The organism is Pararhodobacter oceanensis, assembly GCF_003076755.1.
GTDB lineage: Bacteria > Pseudomonadota > Alphaproteobacteria > Rhodobacterales > Rhodobacteraceae > Pararhodobacter > Pararhodobacter oceanensis.
The window spans coordinates 45,148-61,359 of sequence record NZ_QDKM01000006.1 but is presented as its reverse complement, the minus strand read 5'-3'; the positions used below and the strand labels follow the sequence as shown (position 1 = coordinate 61,359).

At 62.9% G+C, this 16,212-nt stretch carries 13 protein-coding genes; 5 read left to right on the top strand and 8 right to left on the bottom strand.

Translation table 11 applies throughout. The annotated features are described in order from the left end of the window. The 6 genes from ugpE to DDE20_RS13440 all read right to left on the bottom strand — a co-directional run bounded on the left by ugpE (position 1) and on the right by DDE20_RS13440 (position 7,907). On the bottom strand, positions 1-849 hold the full coding sequence (ugpE, locus tag DDE20_RS13465; RefSeq protein WP_116559037.1) for a sn-glycerol-3-phosphate ABC transporter permease UgpE: 849 nt from the start codon (positions 847-849) through the stop codon (positions 1-3). Positions 850-879: 30 nt separating this feature from the next. Continuing rightward, the gene (gene ugpA / locus DDE20_RS13460) at positions 880-1,764 is read right to left on the bottom strand and encodes a sn-glycerol-3-phosphate ABC transporter permease UgpA (RefSeq protein WP_116559036.1); all 885 of its coding nucleotides are present in this window, start codon (positions 1,762-1,764) and stop codon (positions 880-882) included. A 70-nt stretch (positions 1,765-1,834) separates the two neighbouring features. After that, on the bottom strand, positions 1,835-3,160 hold the full coding sequence (gene ugpB / locus DDE20_RS13455) for a sn-glycerol-3-phosphate ABC transporter substrate-binding protein UgpB (RefSeq protein ID WP_338066516.1): 1,326 nt from the start codon (positions 3,158-3,160) through the stop codon (positions 1,835-1,837). 976 nt (positions 3,161-4,136) lie between these two features. After that, positions 4,137-4,823 carry a polysaccharide deacetylase family protein gene (locus tag DDE20_RS13450; RefSeq protein ID WP_240608073.1) on the bottom strand — a complete coding sequence of 229 codons (687 nt, stop codon included), beginning with the start codon at positions 4,821-4,823 and terminating at the stop codon, positions 4,137-4,139. Positions 4,824-5,208: 385 nt separating this feature from the next. After that, positions 5,209-6,510: an NAD(P)/FAD-dependent oxidoreductase gene (locus DDE20_RS13445; protein ID WP_116559035.1), complete on the bottom strand. Its 1,302-nt coding sequence runs from the start codon at positions 6,508-6,510 to the stop codon at positions 5,209-5,211. Then, positions 6,510-7,907: an aspartate aminotransferase family protein gene (locus tag DDE20_RS13440; RefSeq protein WP_116559034.1), complete on the bottom strand. Its 1,398-nt coding sequence runs from the start codon at positions 7,905-7,907 to the stop codon at positions 6,510-6,512. Before DDE20_RS13440 ends, DDE20_RS13445 begins: the two co-directional genes overlap by 1 nt. Before the next feature lie 220 nt (positions 7,908-8,127). Here DDE20_RS13440 and DDE20_RS13435 point away from each other — a divergent pair, with 220 nt between their 5' ends. From DDE20_RS13435 to DDE20_RS13420, 4 genes are all read left to right on the top strand, one after another. Beyond that, entirely contained in the window at positions 8,128-9,030 is a 903-nt protein-coding gene (locus DDE20_RS13435; protein WP_116559033.1) for a LysR family transcriptional regulator, read from the top strand. Between the two features lie 185 nt (positions 9,031-9,215). Further along, positions 9,216-10,226 carry a TAXI family TRAP transporter solute-binding subunit gene (locus DDE20_RS13430; RefSeq protein ID WP_165814525.1) on the top strand — a complete coding sequence of 337 codons (1,011 nt, stop codon included), beginning with the start codon at positions 9,216-9,218 and terminating at the stop codon, positions 10,224-10,226. Between the two features lie 136 nt (positions 10,227-10,362). Then, a complete protein-coding gene (locus tag DDE20_RS13425) occupies positions 10,363-12,255 on the top strand; it encodes a TRAP transporter permease (protein ID WP_116559031.1) in 1,893 nt (630 codons plus the stop codon). After that, positions 12,242-12,742 (top strand): RidA family protein, encoded by a 501-nt coding sequence (locus DDE20_RS13420; protein ID WP_116559030.1) that lies wholly within the window; start codon positions 12,242-12,244, stop codon positions 12,740-12,742. The genes DDE20_RS13425 and DDE20_RS13420 overlap by 14 nt, the downstream gene beginning before the upstream one ends. Positions 12,743-12,806: 64 nt before the next feature. Here the strand turns inward: DDE20_RS13420 and DDE20_RS13415 are convergent, their stop codons facing one another. Then, positions 12,807-13,292: a flavodoxin family protein gene (locus DDE20_RS13415; protein ID WP_116559029.1), complete on the bottom strand. Its 486-nt coding sequence runs from the start codon at positions 13,290-13,292 to the stop codon at positions 12,807-12,809. A gap of 441 nt (positions 13,293-13,733) precedes the next feature. Between DDE20_RS13415 and DDE20_RS13410 the strand changes: the two genes are divergently transcribed. Next, positions 13,734-14,360 carry an outer membrane protein gene (locus tag DDE20_RS13410; protein WP_165814524.1) on the top strand — a complete coding sequence of 209 codons (627 nt, stop codon included), beginning with the start codon at positions 13,734-13,736 and terminating at the stop codon, positions 14,358-14,360. A gap of 87 nt (positions 14,361-14,447) precedes the next feature. On the opposite strand, the gene DDE20_RS13405 is transcribed toward DDE20_RS13410, so the two are convergent. Continuing rightward, complete coding sequence (locus DDE20_RS13405; protein WP_116559027.1) at positions 14,448-16,151, bottom strand: sulfate adenylyltransferase; 1,704 nt, start codon at positions 16,149-16,151, stop codon at positions 14,448-14,450. Between the last annotated feature and the right edge of the window lie 61 nt (positions 16,152-16,212).

Below are 16,212 nucleotides of genomic sequence, written 5' to 3'. Positions count from 1 at the left end.
TTATTTCTCCGTCTCGGTCAGGCCCTTCACAAAGAGCCGCTGCATAAACAGGATCACAAGGATCGGTGGGAGGGCGGCAAGCACCACCGTGGCCATCACCAGATGCCACAGGGGTTCGCTATCGCCGCCGGTGACCATGCGCTGGATGCCCATCACAATGGTGTAATAGCTGTCGTCGGTGGTGATCAAAAGCGGCCAGAGATACTGGTTCCAGCCGTAGATAAACATGATCACAAACATCGCCGCGATATTGGTGATGCTCAATGGCATCAGGATATCCTTGAAGAATTTCATCGGACCGGCGCCGTCAACACGGGCGGCCTCGAGCATTTCTTCGGGGACGGTCATAAAGAACTGCCGGAACAGGAAGGTCGCGGTGGCGCTGGCGATCAAGGGGATCGAAAGCCCCGCATAGGTGTTGAGCATATTAAGCTGCGCGACCACCTCGAAGGTCGGCACAATCCGCACCTCGACCGGCAGCATCAGGGTGACAAAGATCACCCAGAAGAAAAAGATGCGGAACGGAAAGCGGAAGTAGACGATGGCGAAGGCGGAGAGCAGCGAGATGGCGATTTTGCCAATGGCGATGGCCATCGCCATGACGAAGGAGTTCCACAGCATGCCCCCGATTGGCGGCGCACCGGCGTTCGAGCGGCCCTCGATGATCACCGTCGAGTAATTCTCCCAGCCGTGCGAGCCCGGTAGCAGTGGCATCACCCCGCGCAGGAAGGTGCCGCCCTCATGCGTAGAGGCAACCAGCGCCACATAGACCGGAAACACCACCACGGCAACGCCGAGGATCAGGATGATATGGGCAAACAGCGTGCCCCAGCGGTCATTCTCAACCATGATCCGCGCCTTTCAATTGTGCCGTATGCATCAGTAGTTCACCCGCCGCTCGATCCAGCGGAATTGCACCACGGTAAGGGCGATCACGATCACCATCAGGATCACCGATTGCGCCGCCGAGGAGCCCAGATTGTTGCCGACAAACCCGTCGCGATAGACTTTATAGACCAAGATATTGGTCGCCTGCGCCGGTCCGCCCTCGGTGGTGGCATGGATCACGCCGAATGTGTCGAACATCGCGTAGACCACATTGACCACCATCAGAAAGAAGGTCGTCGGCGAGAGCAGCGGGAAGATGATTGTCCAGAACCGCTTGGTGCGGCTGGCGCCGTCAATCGCGGCGGCCTCGACCAAGGACTGCGGGATCGAATGCAGACCGGCAAGGAAGAACAGGAAGTTATAGCTGATCTGCTTCCATGCGGCGGCAACGACCACAAGGATCATCGCATCGCCCGCATCCAGCCGGTGGTTCCAGTCATAGCCGAAGCCTTCCAGAATATAGGGCAGGATGCCGACCGAGGGGTTAAAGATGAACCACCAGAGCACACCGGCAATCGCGGGGGCCACGGCATAGGGCCAGACGAGGAATGTCGAATAAGCGTTCTGCGAGCGGATCATCCGGTTGACCATCACCGCGAACAACAGCGCCACGGACATCGACAGAAGGGTGGTCGAGACCGAGAAGATCAGCGTCGTTTTCATCGACGCGAGGTAATGCGAATCCTCGAACAAACGTTCAAAGTTCTGGAACCAGACAAAGGTGGTGCGCAGCCCGAAGGGGTCTTGGCGCAGCATCGATTGCCATAATGCCTGACTGGCGGGCCAGACAAAGAAAACCAGCGTGATGATCACCTGCGGTGCGAGCAGCGCATAGGGCAACCAACGGCTGTTAAAGGTCATGCGTTTGGTTTGCATTTCGGGCCTGTCAGTCAAAAACTCCCGCCCGAGCATGTCGCCGGGCGGGAGGAGAGGTCAAGTCGTCAGATCACTGCATCGCGGCTTCGAAGTCGCGCAGCAGGCGATTGCCACGCTCGACCACCGCATCGGCGGCTTCCTGTGCGGTTTTCGACCCGGTGATCATCGATTCCATTTCCTCGGAGACGATGTCGCGGATCTGCACGTAGTTGCCGAACCGCAGGCCGCGCGAGTTTTCGGTCGGCGGGTTCAGGTTCATCTGCAGGATCGAGGTGTCGGCGCCCGGGTTCTCGTCGTAATACCCCTGCTCGCGGGTCAGCTCCGCGGCGGCATGGGTGATCGGCAGGTAACCGGTGTTCTGGTGCCACCAGGCCTGATTTTCCGGCAGCGACAGGAAGGCGAAGAACTGTGCGACACCGGCGTAATCGCCTGCGTCATGACCCGAGAGGGTCCACAGCGTGGCGCCACCGATGATCGAGTTCTGCGGTGCGCCTTCGACATCGGCGTAATAGGGCTGCATGCCGTAGCCAACGCTAAAGTCGGCATTTGCCATGACGCCCGCACGACCGGCCGAGCTTTCCATCATCATCGCGCATTCACCCGAGTAGAACTTGGGTCCGGCATCGGGGCCAGCGCCACCACCGGCCCAGCTAAACAGGCCTTCGGACTGCCAGCGCGCCAGATTCTCCCAGTGCCGCACCAAGGGCTCGTGCTGGTTGAGCACCAGTTCCGAGTCAAATCCGGCGAAACCGTTTTGCTGCGTGCCGAGCGGCAGGTTGTGATAGGCGAGGAAGTTCTCCATCTGCACCCAGCTGGGCCAGCGGGTGGTAAAGCCACAGGTCGCCGCGCCCGAGGACACGATCTGCTGCGAGGCGGATTCCATCTCGGCCCAAGTGGTCGGTGCCTGATCCGGGTCGAGACCGGCGGCCTCGAAGACGTCGCGGTTGTAATAGAGGATCGGCGTCGAGGAGTTGAACGGGAACGACAGCATATTGCCGTTCGGGTCGGTGTAATAGCCGACGACCGCGGGCAGATAGGCCTCGGGGTCGAACTCGACATTATTGTCGGCCATCAGCTGGTAGATCGGCACAATCGCGCCCTCGGCCGACATCATCGTGCCGGTGCCAACCTCGAACACCTGCACGATATGCGGCTGCTCACCGGCCCGGAACGCGGCGATCGCGCCGGTCATCGTTTCGGTGTAGTTGCCGCGATACGAAGGCCGCACGACATAGTCGGACTGGCTCTCGTTGAAGTTGGTCGCGATTTCCTCGACCAATTCACCCAAGCGGCCGCCCATTGCGTGCCACCACTGCAGTTCCACCTGCGCCTGTGCGGCCTGAGCCGACAGGGTCATGCCCAGCGCGGTGGCTGCCATTAGACTGTGTTTCATCATAATCTGATCCCCATGGTAATGTAGGTTTCTTCTGCACCTGACAAACGCCCGCACATCGGTGACCCGAAGCGCGAATATCTGCACTCTGATGCGATAAACCACGTTTGTGAAGCCCGTATGACAGAATTTCGAAAAAAGACGCACTTTGCGGCGGCGGGATGCGGGTATTTCCGAAGCTGGTTGCAGGGGGACGGGGCGGTGTGGCGCAGGGTTGGAGCCAAGCGTGGAGGGCCGCGCCTGACCCTGGGTGGGCGCAGGTGCCCGTGGAACGACGCGGTGGCTTGCAAGCATGGATGTCGGTTAAACAGTGACGGCCATCGCCAAGGCGCCCTCCCATGGGGAGGGTCGGGCGCGGCCCGGCGGTGCCGCCGGGCGTGACGGGGGGTGGTGTTGCTCGGGAACGACTCAGGGTGATTTCCCTAACAGCCCCCGCTCGGAGCCAAGCGTGGAGGGTCGCGCCTGACCCTGGGAGGGCGCTCTGGCTTTGCCACAAGGCGGTGTGCTTGAAAGCATGGATGTCGGTTGGACGGTGAAGGACATTGCCAAAGCGCCCTCCCATGGGGAGGGTCGGGCGCGGCCCGGCGGTGCCGCCGGGACAAAGGGGTGGGGCGATGAGGTGCGCTACGGGACGGAGGTGTTTACTATCGATGGCTCTCGCTTGGGCGCGTTATTGGCAGATCCGAACCAAGCGCAAAGGGACGCGCCCGACACTGGGTGGGCGCAGGTGTGCTTGGAACGACGCGGGGCGATTGGAAGCACGGATGTCGGTTGGGCGGTGACGGGCATCGCCAAGGCGCCCTCCCGGGGGGAGGGTCGGGCGCGGCCCGGGGTGCCCCCGGGCCAAGGGGTGGGGCGATGCGGTGCGCTACGGGATGGTGGTGCTTACTCTCGAAGGATCGGGCGCGGCCCGTGTTCCACACGGGCCAAAGGGGTGGACGATGTGGTGGGAGCCGGTCGTGGCGATGGGGAAGCCCCCCTACCCCCGCCAGTTATCCGCTGCCCCTTGGCGCACATAGCGCAGGCCGCGGGGGCCCCAGTGTTGCCAGCCGAGAAGCTCGGACATGGTGGTCAGCTCCATCCCCCGCGCCAATATCCCCTCGATCGCCTGCGGCACCGCGCGCACCGTCGGCCCGTGGATATCATGCGCCAGGATCACCGCGCCGGGACGGGCGCCGCGGATCATCCGGTCGGCGACCACGTGCGAGCCGGGACGGCGCCAGTCGCTGGTATCGACCGACCACATTACCGTCGGAATATTGCGCTCACCGGCCAGCATATGGCTCTGGCGTCCGGTGATCGCGCCGTAAGGCGGGCGCATGGTCACCGGCAGCACGCCAACGGTGCGCCAGACGATTTCCTGCGTGCGGTCGATCTCGCGCAGGAAACCACCATGACCAAGACGGCTGAGCGTCGGATGGGTCCATGTGTGGTTGCCCACCTCATGGCCCTCGGCAACGATCCGGTGCAGGATCTCGGGATAGCGCCGCACCATCGAGCCGATCACATAGAAGGTCGCCTTGACGTTATAGCGCGCGAGAATATCCAGCAGCACCGGCGTATGGGTCGGATGCGGACCATCATCGAAGGTCAGCGCGACCTGCGGGCGCGTGGTCTGCACCGCATGCACCGAGACCAGCCCATGCGCGCGGGTCAAACGCGGCACCGGCGGCATCGGAATGGCAGCAGTCTGCGCGGCAGCGCGTGAAGAAGTGTTCAGGACCGCGGTGCCAGACAGACACAACGCTCCCATTCCGGACAGCAGCGCCCGGCGATTTATATGAGTCACACCGTCCCCCGACATGTGTGTTAGCAGCAGCCTAAAGTGGTAGGCGCGCAGGCAACGGGGGGAAAGCGGAAACCCGCCGACCCCGCATCGCCGCTTGTGGGGTGCGGCTCAAAAACCACAATTTCTTGTGTTTTCAGGGTGAAATCCGGTGATCTGTGTTGCCCAGGCGCCACTTTTGCTTGCGCAGCAACGGGCGGATCTTTGCCGGTGCGCCTTGGGAGGCGGGGTTGTTCACAAGCGAATCACTGCCGGTGACAGCGGGTCACAGCCGGTCGCGCAGGGAAAACCACAGCATCGCGGCGACCAGAAGCGGCCAGCGCAGGCTGGCGCCGCCGGGAAAGGCCGGGGTCGGGACTTGCGCCATCAGGTCAAACCGCTCGGCCTGCCCCGAGATCGCCTCGGCCAGCAGCTTGCCCCCCAGCGTGCCCATGGCGACGCCGTGACCCGAGTAGCCCGAGGCGCTGAGGATATTCCCCGCGAGCCGCGCGAAATGGGGCATGCGGTTGAAGCTGATCCCCAGCGTGCCGCCCCAAGCGTGGGTGAGATTGATATCCGCGAGTTGAGGGAAGATCTGCGCCATCGGGCGGCGGACCTTGCCTGCGATATCGGCGGGAAAGCGGTAGCCATAGCTTTCGGTGCCGCCAAACAGCAGCCGGTTGTCGGGCGAAAACCGGAAGTAATTGACCACGAATTTGGTGTCGGCGACGGCGTGGTCACTGGGCATCACATTGGCGCGCTCACTCTCGGTGAGCGGGCGCGTCGCGGCGATGTAATTGTTGATCGGCATCACCCTTGCGGCGACCGCAGGCGCGAGATTGCCGAGATAGCCGTTGCAGCCCAGTGCGACAAAGCGCGCGGTGATCACGGCGTTTTCGGTTTTGACAATCGCGGGGTCGCTGGTGGTCAGGCTGGTAACGCGCGAACCCTCATAGATGCGCACCCCCGCCGCCTGCACCGCGCGGGCCAGCCCGAGGGCATAGCGCAGCGGGTCCAGATGGCCTGCGCCCATGTCGATATCGCCGCCGTAATAGGCGGGCGAGTTGAGCAACTCCTGTAGCTGCGCCTGATCAAGCGGGCGGATCTGGTCATAATTGTAATCGCGGGCCAGTTTCTCGGCATAGGCATGGGCGTCAGCGACGTATTTCGCTTTATGCGCGGCGTGGATGATGCCGGGCTTAAACCCCGCCTCCGGCGCATGGGTCTGCGCCAGTTCGCGGGTCAGGGCGACGGATTCCAGTGCCATATCCCACAGCGCGCGGGCGGCGGTTTGGCCGACCATACCCTCGAGCGTGTCCTGATCGAGCCGCTGGCCCATGCCGACCTGCCCGCCGTTGCGGCCCGAGGCACCGAAGCCGAGGCGCTGCGCCTCCACGAGGATCACATCATAGCCGCGTTCGGCCAGATGCAGCGCGGCGGAGAGGCCGGTGAAACCGCCGCCAATGACGCAGACTTCGCAAGACAGCGCCCCCTGTGCCGGTGCGAATGGCGGCAGCGGGGTGGCGTGTTCGGCGTAATAGCTGCGCGGGTATTCGCCCGCGCGGTCATTGGCGGTCAGCAGGTCCATTAGCTGGCCGCGACCAGCAGCCCGTCGGCGCGCATCTGCGCATGGGCCTCATCCAGCGCTGTGGTCAGCCGGTCGATCATCATGTCGATCTGGTCGGGCGTCATCACCAAGGGCGGCGAGACCACCATCCGGTCATAGACATGGCGCACGATCACATTATTGGCGAAACAGCGCTCGCGCACGATGAAACCGGCGGTGCCGGGCGCGGCGGCGAAACGCCCGCGCGCACCGGTGCCGGGGGTCAGGGCCAGCGAGCCCATCATCCCGATCAGCGAGGTCTCGCCGACCAGCGGATGATCAGCCAGCGCGTGCCAGCGTTTGGCCAGATGCGGACCGGCCACATCGCGGACGTGATCAACGACGCCCTCTTCCTCCATGATGCGCAGGTTTTCCAGCGCCACGGCGGCGGCGACCGGATGGCCGGAATAGGTGTAGCCGTGGTTGAATTCATCCTGCGCGATGGTCGCGGCGACCTCATCGCAGACCACCGAGGCACCGATCGGCGCATAGCCCGAAGACAGCCCCTTGGCGATGGTCATGATATGCGGGCGGATGCCGTAGGTCTGGCTGCCGAACCACTGGCCGGTGCGGCCAAATCCGGTGATCACCTCATCGGCGATCAGCAGAATGCCGTAGTGATCGCAGATGCGCTGGATTTCCGGCCAATAGGTGCTGGGCGGGATGATCACCCCGCCGGCGCCCTGCACCGGCTCGCCGATGAAGGCGGCGACGCGGTCAACGCCGATCTCGAGGATCTTCGCCTCAAGCTGGCGGGCGCGGGCGAGGCCGAAATCCTCGGGCGTCATATCGCCGCCCTCGCCATACCAATAGGGCTGGTCGATATGGGCGATATCGGGGATCGGCATCCCGCCTTGGGCATGCATCGGGGCCATGCCGCCCAGACTGCCGCTGCCCATCGACGAGCCGTGGTAGCCGTTCTTGCGGCTGATGATCACCGATTTCTCGGGCTTGCCCTTGAGCGCCCAGTAATGGCGGACCATGCGGATATTGGTGTCATTGGCCTCGGAGCCGGAGCCGGCGAAGAACACATGGTTCAGATCACCGGGCGCGAGTTCGGCAATCCGCGCGGCCAGAGCAATCGCGGGCACATGGCTGGTCTGGAAAAACGTGTTGTAATAGGGCAGCTCCTGCATCTGCCGCGCCGCGACATCGGCCAGTTCCTTGCGCCCGTAGCCGATATTGACGCACCACAGGCCCGCCATCCCGTCGATGATGCTTTCGCCATCGCTATCGGTCAGCATCACGCCATCGGCGCGGGTGATGATCCGCGCGCCCTTACGCTGGAACCCGTCATTCTGGCTGAACGGATGCATGTGATGCGCGGCATCAATGGCTTGCAGTTCGGCGGTGGGCAGGTGGTTGGTGATCTTGGTCATCAGATGTCTCCGGCTGGCCCGATGGCGGGATTTGGGGGGAGAATAATCCGGCGCGGGGGGCGCGGCAATAGAATTTGATCAAATTATTTGCGCGGCGTTGGGCGCAAGTTTCATGCCCGGTCGGGCGCCCTGCCCCGAGCTTGTATCCTCGCCTGCAGGGGGGAAATAACCGCGCTTCGCCCTGCTGACTTTGCCAAGTGAAACGCGGTATAGATCGTGCATGAAGGTCACGCTCACCCAACTTCGCGCATTTGTCGCCGTCGCCCGCGCCGGGTCGTTCACCCGCGCCGCCGAGGTGCTGAAGATGTCGCAGCCCTCGATCACCGTGGCGATCAAACAATTAGAGACCGCCTTGGGGCTGCGGTTATTTGACCGCTCGACAAAGATGCTGACCCTGACCAAAGCCAGCGCGAATTTCCTGCCCGGCATCGAGCGAATCCTCAGCGAGCTGGACGCGACGCTGGCGGATTTCCAATCGGTGGCCGAGGGCTCGCAGGGCAGCGTCGCGGTGGCGGTGCTGCCCTCGGTGGCGACCTTTGTGCTGCCCTCGACGATCAAGAGCTTTTCGGCGGCCTATCCGAAAACCCGCATTTCCCTGCGCGATGACAACTCGCCCGGGGTTTATGAGCGGGTGCTCAGTGGCGAGGTTGATCTGGGGGTTGCGGGGCGGATTGCGCAGACCACGGGGCTGCATTTCGAGCCCCTGATCCGCGATCCTTTCGGCGCGGTGGTGCATCGCTCGCATCCGCTGGCCGCCGAGGCCGGGCCGGTGGGTTGGGATGCGCTGGCGGAATATCCGTTCATCTCGTTCGCCGCCGATACCGGATTGCGCCCGCTGCTGGATACGCTGCGCGAGGTGCCGGAGAATATCACCGCGCCATGGGTGGAGGTGTCGAATATCGCCACCGTGCTGGCGCTGCTGAAGACCAATGTCGGGATCGCGGCGCTGCCGAAGATGGCGGTGAACACGATCGAGAATGACGTGGTGTTCCGCACCCTCTTGAACCCGCCCTTGTTTCGCGAATTGGGGCTGATCACGCGCGAGGGGCGCTCGCTCTCGCCGACCGCGCAGAATTTCGTGCAGCATATGAAGGATGTGCTGCGCCCGCAGTGGGTGCGGTGAGGCGCGGGATGTGAGGTGCATATAGGGGTGTCGCTAGAGGTGTGGCGGCCTGTGGCGCTGGTTATTTTATTATAGAGTGAACCTATAACTGGGCGAGTTTTATCGTCTTGCGGCATATTGAAGTTGGAAACGGGCGAATTTTTATGCCTGATTATCTGCATCATTCATCTGGGAGGACTCCAATAATGACCCATTCGTTCAACCGTCGTGCCGTTATCGCCGCCACCGCTGCGCTGGCCGCAAGCCTGTCGCTGGCAACGCCCTCGATGGCCGAAGATCCCGATTTCCTCAACATCGGTGGCGGCCCCAGCGGCGGCACCTTTAACGTCGTCGCCACCGGCCTTGGCGATCTGATGCGCGAGACCTTCCCCGACAGCATCATCGGCGTGCAGCCGGGTGGCTCGGGTCCGAACCTGCTGCGGGTCTCGGCGGGCGACGCCGATCTGGGCATCACCTCGGCCAGCAATGCCGCCGACGCCTGGGCGGGCCGCGATCCGGCAACACCGGAAGCGCCGATCCAGAACGTGCGCGGCTTGATGAGCTTTTTCCCCAGCGCGATCCAGATCTGGGTTGATGCCTCCTCGGATATCTACACCGTCGAGGATCTTGTCGGTCGCCAGATCAGCGCCGGTCAGCCCGGCCAGACCTCGTGGAACGCCTTCAACAACCTGCTGGCGATCTATGACATGACGATCGAGGACCTTGAGGCCGATGGCGGTCAGGTCCATCACCTGAGCTGGGCCGAGAGCCAGAACGCCCTGCGCGACGGGCAACTGGATGCGGTGATGTGGGTGGCGCTCTATCCGCATTCGACGGTGCTGGCCACCGAGACCGCGCGCCCGATCCGCGTGCTGTCGCTCGATGAGGACCACGTGCAGGAATATCTGGAGCTGCACGGTGCCGGTTTCGCCGCGGTCAACCTGCCGGTGGGCCTCTATGCAGGCCAGACCGAGCCGGCGCTGAGCGTGGGCACCACCACCTTCCTGTTTGCCAATGACGACATGGATGACGAGACCGCCTACCGCGTCACCTCGTCGATCTGGAACAACCTCGAGCGGTTCCAGCAGACCCATGCGCTGCTGCAATATATCAACGAGGACACTGCCGGTCGCGGCATGTTCGTGCCGATCCACCCCGGTGCTGCCCGTTTCTATGACGAGCAGGGCATCGCGGTCGACGACGCACAACTGAACTGATCCCCCTCTCCGCGCGGGCAGGTCCATTGGCACCTGCCCGCGCGTTTTCTCATATGGTTTTTGCACAGTTGGTCTTTGCCCGCCCCGATACTGGCGCGGGCGCTGCTGCCTGCATCTTGCGCGAAAGTTGATTGAAATGCCTATTACCCTCAAGCAAACGGCGACCGCATTGGCGGTTCTGATGGCCCTGTTCCATATCGTTGCGGCCTCACCGATGGTGCTGCTGCCCGACCTGATCCTGCGTGGCACGCATCTGCTGCTGGCGCTGGTGATCGGCTATCTGATCTATGGCATGGAGGGCAGCCGCCTGCGCAAGACGGTGGATGCCGCTTTGATCGCGCTCTCGGTGGTCTGCGTCGGCTATCTGGTGGTCAATCACGCCGCGATTGTGGTGCGCCCGCCATGGACCCGCGCCGCCACCCCGATGGAGCTGTTCGTCGCTTTTGGCACCATCCTTGTGGTGCTGGAACTGACCCGCCGCGCCTTGGGCATGGCGATCTCGCTATTGTGCATCATTTTCATTCTCTACGGGTTTTTCGGCCCCGATCTGCGGCATGTCAGCTTTCTGCGGCCCCTTGCCCATAGCGGCGTGAATATCAACGAATTCGTTGACCAGATGTATTTCAGCTTTGAGGGTATCTTTGGTGTCGCCCTTGGCGTGTCGACAAATTTCATCTTTCTGTTCGTGGTCTTTGGCGCGCTTCTGCAGGTCATCGGCGGCGGTGATTTCTTTGTGAATGTCACCAAAGCGGCGACCGGCTCGACCCGTGGCGGCCCCGCGAAAATGGCAGTGGTGGCCAGCGCCCTGATGGGCACGATGTCGGGCTCTTCGGTGGCCAATGTCGCCACCACCGGCGCGATCACCATTCCGATGATGAAGAAACTCGGCTACCCGAAGAATTTCGCCGGAGCCGTTGAGGCAGTGGCCTCGACCGGTGGCCAGATCACCCCGCCGATCATGGGCGCTGCGGCCTTCCTGATGGCGGCGATTCTGGGGATCAGCTATCAAGAGGTGATCACCGCAGCGGTTCTGCCCGCGGTGCTGTTCTTTGTGTCGCTGTTCGTGGCAGTGCATTGGGAAGCGCTCAAGCACGGGCTGCAGCCCTTGGAGCGCAGCGTGAAGGGCACCACTTGGCGCGAGTTCAAGGCCGGTTGGACCTTTTTGCTGCCGCTGGTGGTGATCATGACCTTCCTGATGATGGGCTACACGCCCAGCCTCTCGGCCTTTTATGGCGTGGTCGCGACGCTGGCGACGCCCTTCCTGCGGCGCTCGACCTTTGTTTCGCCGGCGGTGCTGGCGCAAGGCCTGAACCTTGGCGCGCGGGCGGCGGTGACGGTGGCGGTGGCCTGTGCCTCGGCGGGGATTATCGTCGGCATCGTGCAGATTTCCGGCCTCGGCTTTAGGTTCAGCAGCCTTGTGGTGTCCTTTGCCAATGGCAATCTTTACACCGCGCTGGCGCTGGCGATGATCGCGGCCTTCATCTTTGGCATGGGGATGCCGACGACACCCGCCTATATCATTCAGGCGACATTGGTCGCGCCTGCCTTGGTGAACCTTGGCGCCGATCCTTTGGCCGCGCATCTCTTTGTCTTTTACTACGCCGTTCTCGGCCAGATCACCCCGCCGGTGGCTGTCGCCGCCTTTGCCGCGGCACCGATTGCCGACACCAGTGCCTCGAGCGTTGGCTGGCGCGCCTTTGCGCTGGGCATTCCGGCCTATGTGATCCCCTTCCTGTTTGTCGCCAATCCGGTGCTGCTGGGTCAGGGCGAATGGCTGGAGCTGATCCTCGTGCTGACGCGGTCCTTGGTGGCGATCATCTGCCTGTCGATCATGCTGACCGGCTGGCTGGGCGGGCGCACCTTGGCATGGACCAGCCGTGGCCTGCTGCTGGTGGCGGCGGCCCTATTGATCACCCCGACGCTGATGCTGAACGCTGTGGCGGCGGTTGGAATACTCGGCGTCTGGGCGTTGCAAAAATACGGCCCCGGCGCGGTTGCACTGCAAGGAGAGACCCGTGGCAATTCTTAACCCCACCCCGACCGATGTGACGCCCGATATGCCGGATATCGCCAGACTGGCGCGCAGCCTGCCAGTGCCCGAGGGGACGGTCTATCCCTATGAGCTGGTCTCGATCGAGGGCAACACCGCCTTTGTTGCCGGGCAGATCGCCAAGCGCGATGGCGCGCTGGCCCATGTCGGGCGCGTCGGCGCCGAGACCGATCCCGAGACCGCCGTCGCCTCGGCGCGGATCTGTGCGGAACAGGCGCTGGCCTGGCTGAACCATTCGGCGGGCGGTTTGCAGAACCTGCGGCGGATCCTGCGGATGACCTGCTATGTGGCGCATGACGACACGTTTCAGGATATTTCGCGGGTGGCGGATGGCGCGTCGAATTATCTGATCGAGGCGCTCGGCGATGCCGGTCGCCATGTGCGCGCGGTGATCGGGGTCAAAAGCCTGCCGCGCAATGCGCCGGTGCTGATCGAGGTGACCGCGGCACTGCACGCGAACCCCTGACGGGTTGGGATGGCGTAAGCCGGATTGGGGTGGCGTCTGTTTCGGCAGCGCCACCCTTTTTCGTTCAGAACACCCCTAGCGCCAGCCCTGCGCCCAGCGCCGCGCCAAGCTCGCGGCATTGGGCGAGTTGGGCGTCGGGGATGGTTTTCTCTGCCAGTATTTGCTCCGGCGTTTGCGCGTGGGTGCAGATGATCAGGGGTTTCTGCACCTCTTTAAGCCGCCAGCCCTGCGCGATCCGCGCGGTCTGCCGCGCCGCATTCTCGCCATCCGATCCGGCGCAGACCATCTGCGCATAGGGCCGCCCCTCGATCCGGCCCAAGACCGGATAATAGCAGCGGTCAAAGAAATCCTTCATCACCCCGGCAATGGCCGCCAGATTTTCGGGCGCGCAGAAGATATAGCCATCGGCGCGCAACATATCCTCGGGGCCGGCCTCGGCGGCGGGTAACAGCGTGGTGGTGGTCTCATCGCGGGCGGCCTGCGCCGCGGCTTCGGCCATCTGGCGGCTGCCGCCGGTTTTGCTGTGATAGATGATCAATAACTCTGCCATGGGGCGCAGGTTAGGCCATCGCGGGGGCTTCGCCAACGGGCTGTTCGATGCGGATCTGCGCTGCACCGAGGTGATTCGCGCATCGTGAACGGTCTGCCGCGAGGGCGGAACACCCGCTGCCGCGACGGCAACCACTGTATTGGCGGCGTCGCGTGCGTCAGTCCCGCCACATCGCCAGATCCGCCGTGCAAGGGCTGAAATATTGCAACATCGCGTGAACTGGCAAGAAATCCAATGACCACAATATGTTGTGGATAACTCACGATCCCGTGACCGCCACACCCTTCACCATGCCGGAATTTATCTGAGCGGAAAGCCGCTTTTCACGGTAAAGTGGGGAACCATTCCAGTGCTGGGCTGTTCTCATTTACAGATCCGATGTGTAAATGCAGGAGCCGAACCTGGGCTTTTGTGGCTCACGATAATGAAAGGTGCACGGACATGAAAAAACTAGTGCTTTCCGCAGTTCTCGCTGCAACCTCGACCGCCGCTATGGCCTCGGGCCCGATTGAATACACCCCGCCCGCCGTGGTGCCGGTGATCCCCTCCGCTTATGACTGGAACGGGGCCTATGTCGGCGTCGGCCTGGCCTATACCCGTGCCCAGACCTCGAGCACCAGCGGCAACGCCCTGCCCGACGCCACCGGCGGATCGCTGGGTGTGCTGGCCGGTTACAACTGGCAGAACAACAACACCGTGATGGGTGTCGAAGCGGCGCTGAGCTTCTCGAACCTGTCAGCCACCAGCACCTGTGGCGGTGTCTGCGCGGTTAATGTCGAGAATTTCGCCGCTGTGCGCGGTCGCCTCGGCTATGCGGTTGACCGCACGATGTTCTTCATGACCGCCGGTTACGCCACCGATGCGCGTAGCTTCACCGACAACGGCGTCAATGGCAGCGCGCGCTTCAACGGCCCGACCATCGGTGTCGGCGTCGAGCATGCGATGAACAACGACTGGAGCGTTCGCGGCGATCTGGAGCATTACTTCTTTGGTTCGGAAACCGTGGGTGCCAACACCTATTCGGCCTCGACCTCGCTGCTCCGCGTCGGTGTTGTCCGCCGCTTCTGATCTGTCAGCGTCTTGACGGAGTGAAAAACCCGCCCGATTGGGCGGGTTTTTTTGTTGGCGATCAGGGGCAGCCCCTTAGCCGCCGCCTTAGTCGTCGATGCCGCGGTAGCGGTGGTAGGGCAGCGGGTTCCAGACCTTGGCCGATAGCGTGTCCTCGGCGGTGACCGGCGGCGCCGCGTCGAGATGCAGCTTGGCGGCCACCACCTCGCGCTCGGTCTCGGACTTGTCTTGATACATGAACTCATCCGAAGCCTCGGCAGGCGCCATGGCGAGTTTTTCCTCAAGGTCCGAGAGCACCATTTCCTGATGCGCCTTGATCGTCGCGCGGGCCTCGGTGATCCATGTGCGCTGCAGGCTCAGATTGTGGTCGGCGAGGCTGCTATATTCATTATAAACATCGCTGTAGACCATATGCGCGTTGCTGCGCACATCGAGACTGGCGGCCTCGAGATCGCGCACAGTGAGGTCCTCGGCGGCGAGTGGCGTGGCGCGTTTGGGGCCGCCGAAACGGGTATGCTCACGGTAGAAGGGATACATGCTCTGGACGACTTTGGCGACCGGCAGCGTGCCCTCGCCCGCCTCGTCAACGCCCTTGGGCTGGACGCCCTGAATGGCGATCCGCGCGGCCTCGGGGCGGACCACCTCTTTCGGGGGCAGGATGCCGTGGCGCAGCATCTCGCGGATGCCGGTGCCCGAGATGCCCAGCCGGTATTGCGCGTCATGCGAACAGGTTTTCTCGGTCGCATGGGAGGAACAGCGGGCGCAGTAGAACACCTCATGGAACAGGCGGATGTCGATGCCCAGTTCTTCGGCGCTGTAATTGTCAAAGATCGAGTGACCGGCGTATTTGTCATAAAAACTGCCGACACCGGCGTGGTCACGCCCGATCAGCGCATGGGTGCAGCCGTAGTTTTTCATGATCAGCGCATGCAGGATTGCCTCGCGCGGACCGGCGAAAATATAGGTCACGCGCAGGGGCGCCATCATCGCGCGGGTGTCGGGGTAATAGGTATCGAGCACCGAGCGATAGGCGAGCATGCGAAATTCATGGCGCACATATTCGCGTTTCGCCATCTCGACGAGGGGCTGGACAAACAGCCCGTCGACCTCTTCGAGCGCGTTTTTGTGGATGTATTCATGGCCGCGGTGCAGCGGGTTGGCGCCGGTGATGAACCCCGCGACCGAGGAGAACTTGCGCTCGTCGTAGAACATCCGCCAAGTGTCTTTGGGCTCTTGTCGGATTTTCTCGAACGGCCCCCAGTCGGCGCGCTTGAGCAGCGTGACGGGACCGGCCAGCGAGGTGTCGCCCATGCGCCGATAGATCGAGTCCACACCGGGATGACTGCGGTCGCTGGTGCCGAAGAGTTTCTGCGCGCGCCCGTCCTTGTCATAGTCGAAAATATCGCTGAGGGTCAGGATCGCGACCGGATCATTGTTGCTATCGGTCAGCGCCACCTCATCGCCGACGCTCAGGGTCTTGATGATCTCGGCGTTCTTGCTGCCCACCGGCGCGAAGCTGAGCGGCACCGGCCAGATCGTGCCATTGGCAAGACGGCCTTCGGAGAGCACCGAGTTATAATCCGCCTCATTCATAAAGCCGGTGTTGGGCGAAAGGACGCCGGTGGCGATCATTTCGATGGTGATGACAGCCTCTAGATCAACGCGGATCGAGGGCAGATTGCGGGCGCGCGCGATTTCGGCGTCGCGCTGCCCCGCGGGCACAACCTGATCCACCAGCACCCCGCCGTGGGGTTTTTGCGGGTAGGTGTCGAAGTTCATATCTTTAGGCATATCAGGTCTGTGCCCCCCTTTTTAGACAGTCGTATTTGTGGTGCTCACCACATATTTTAGC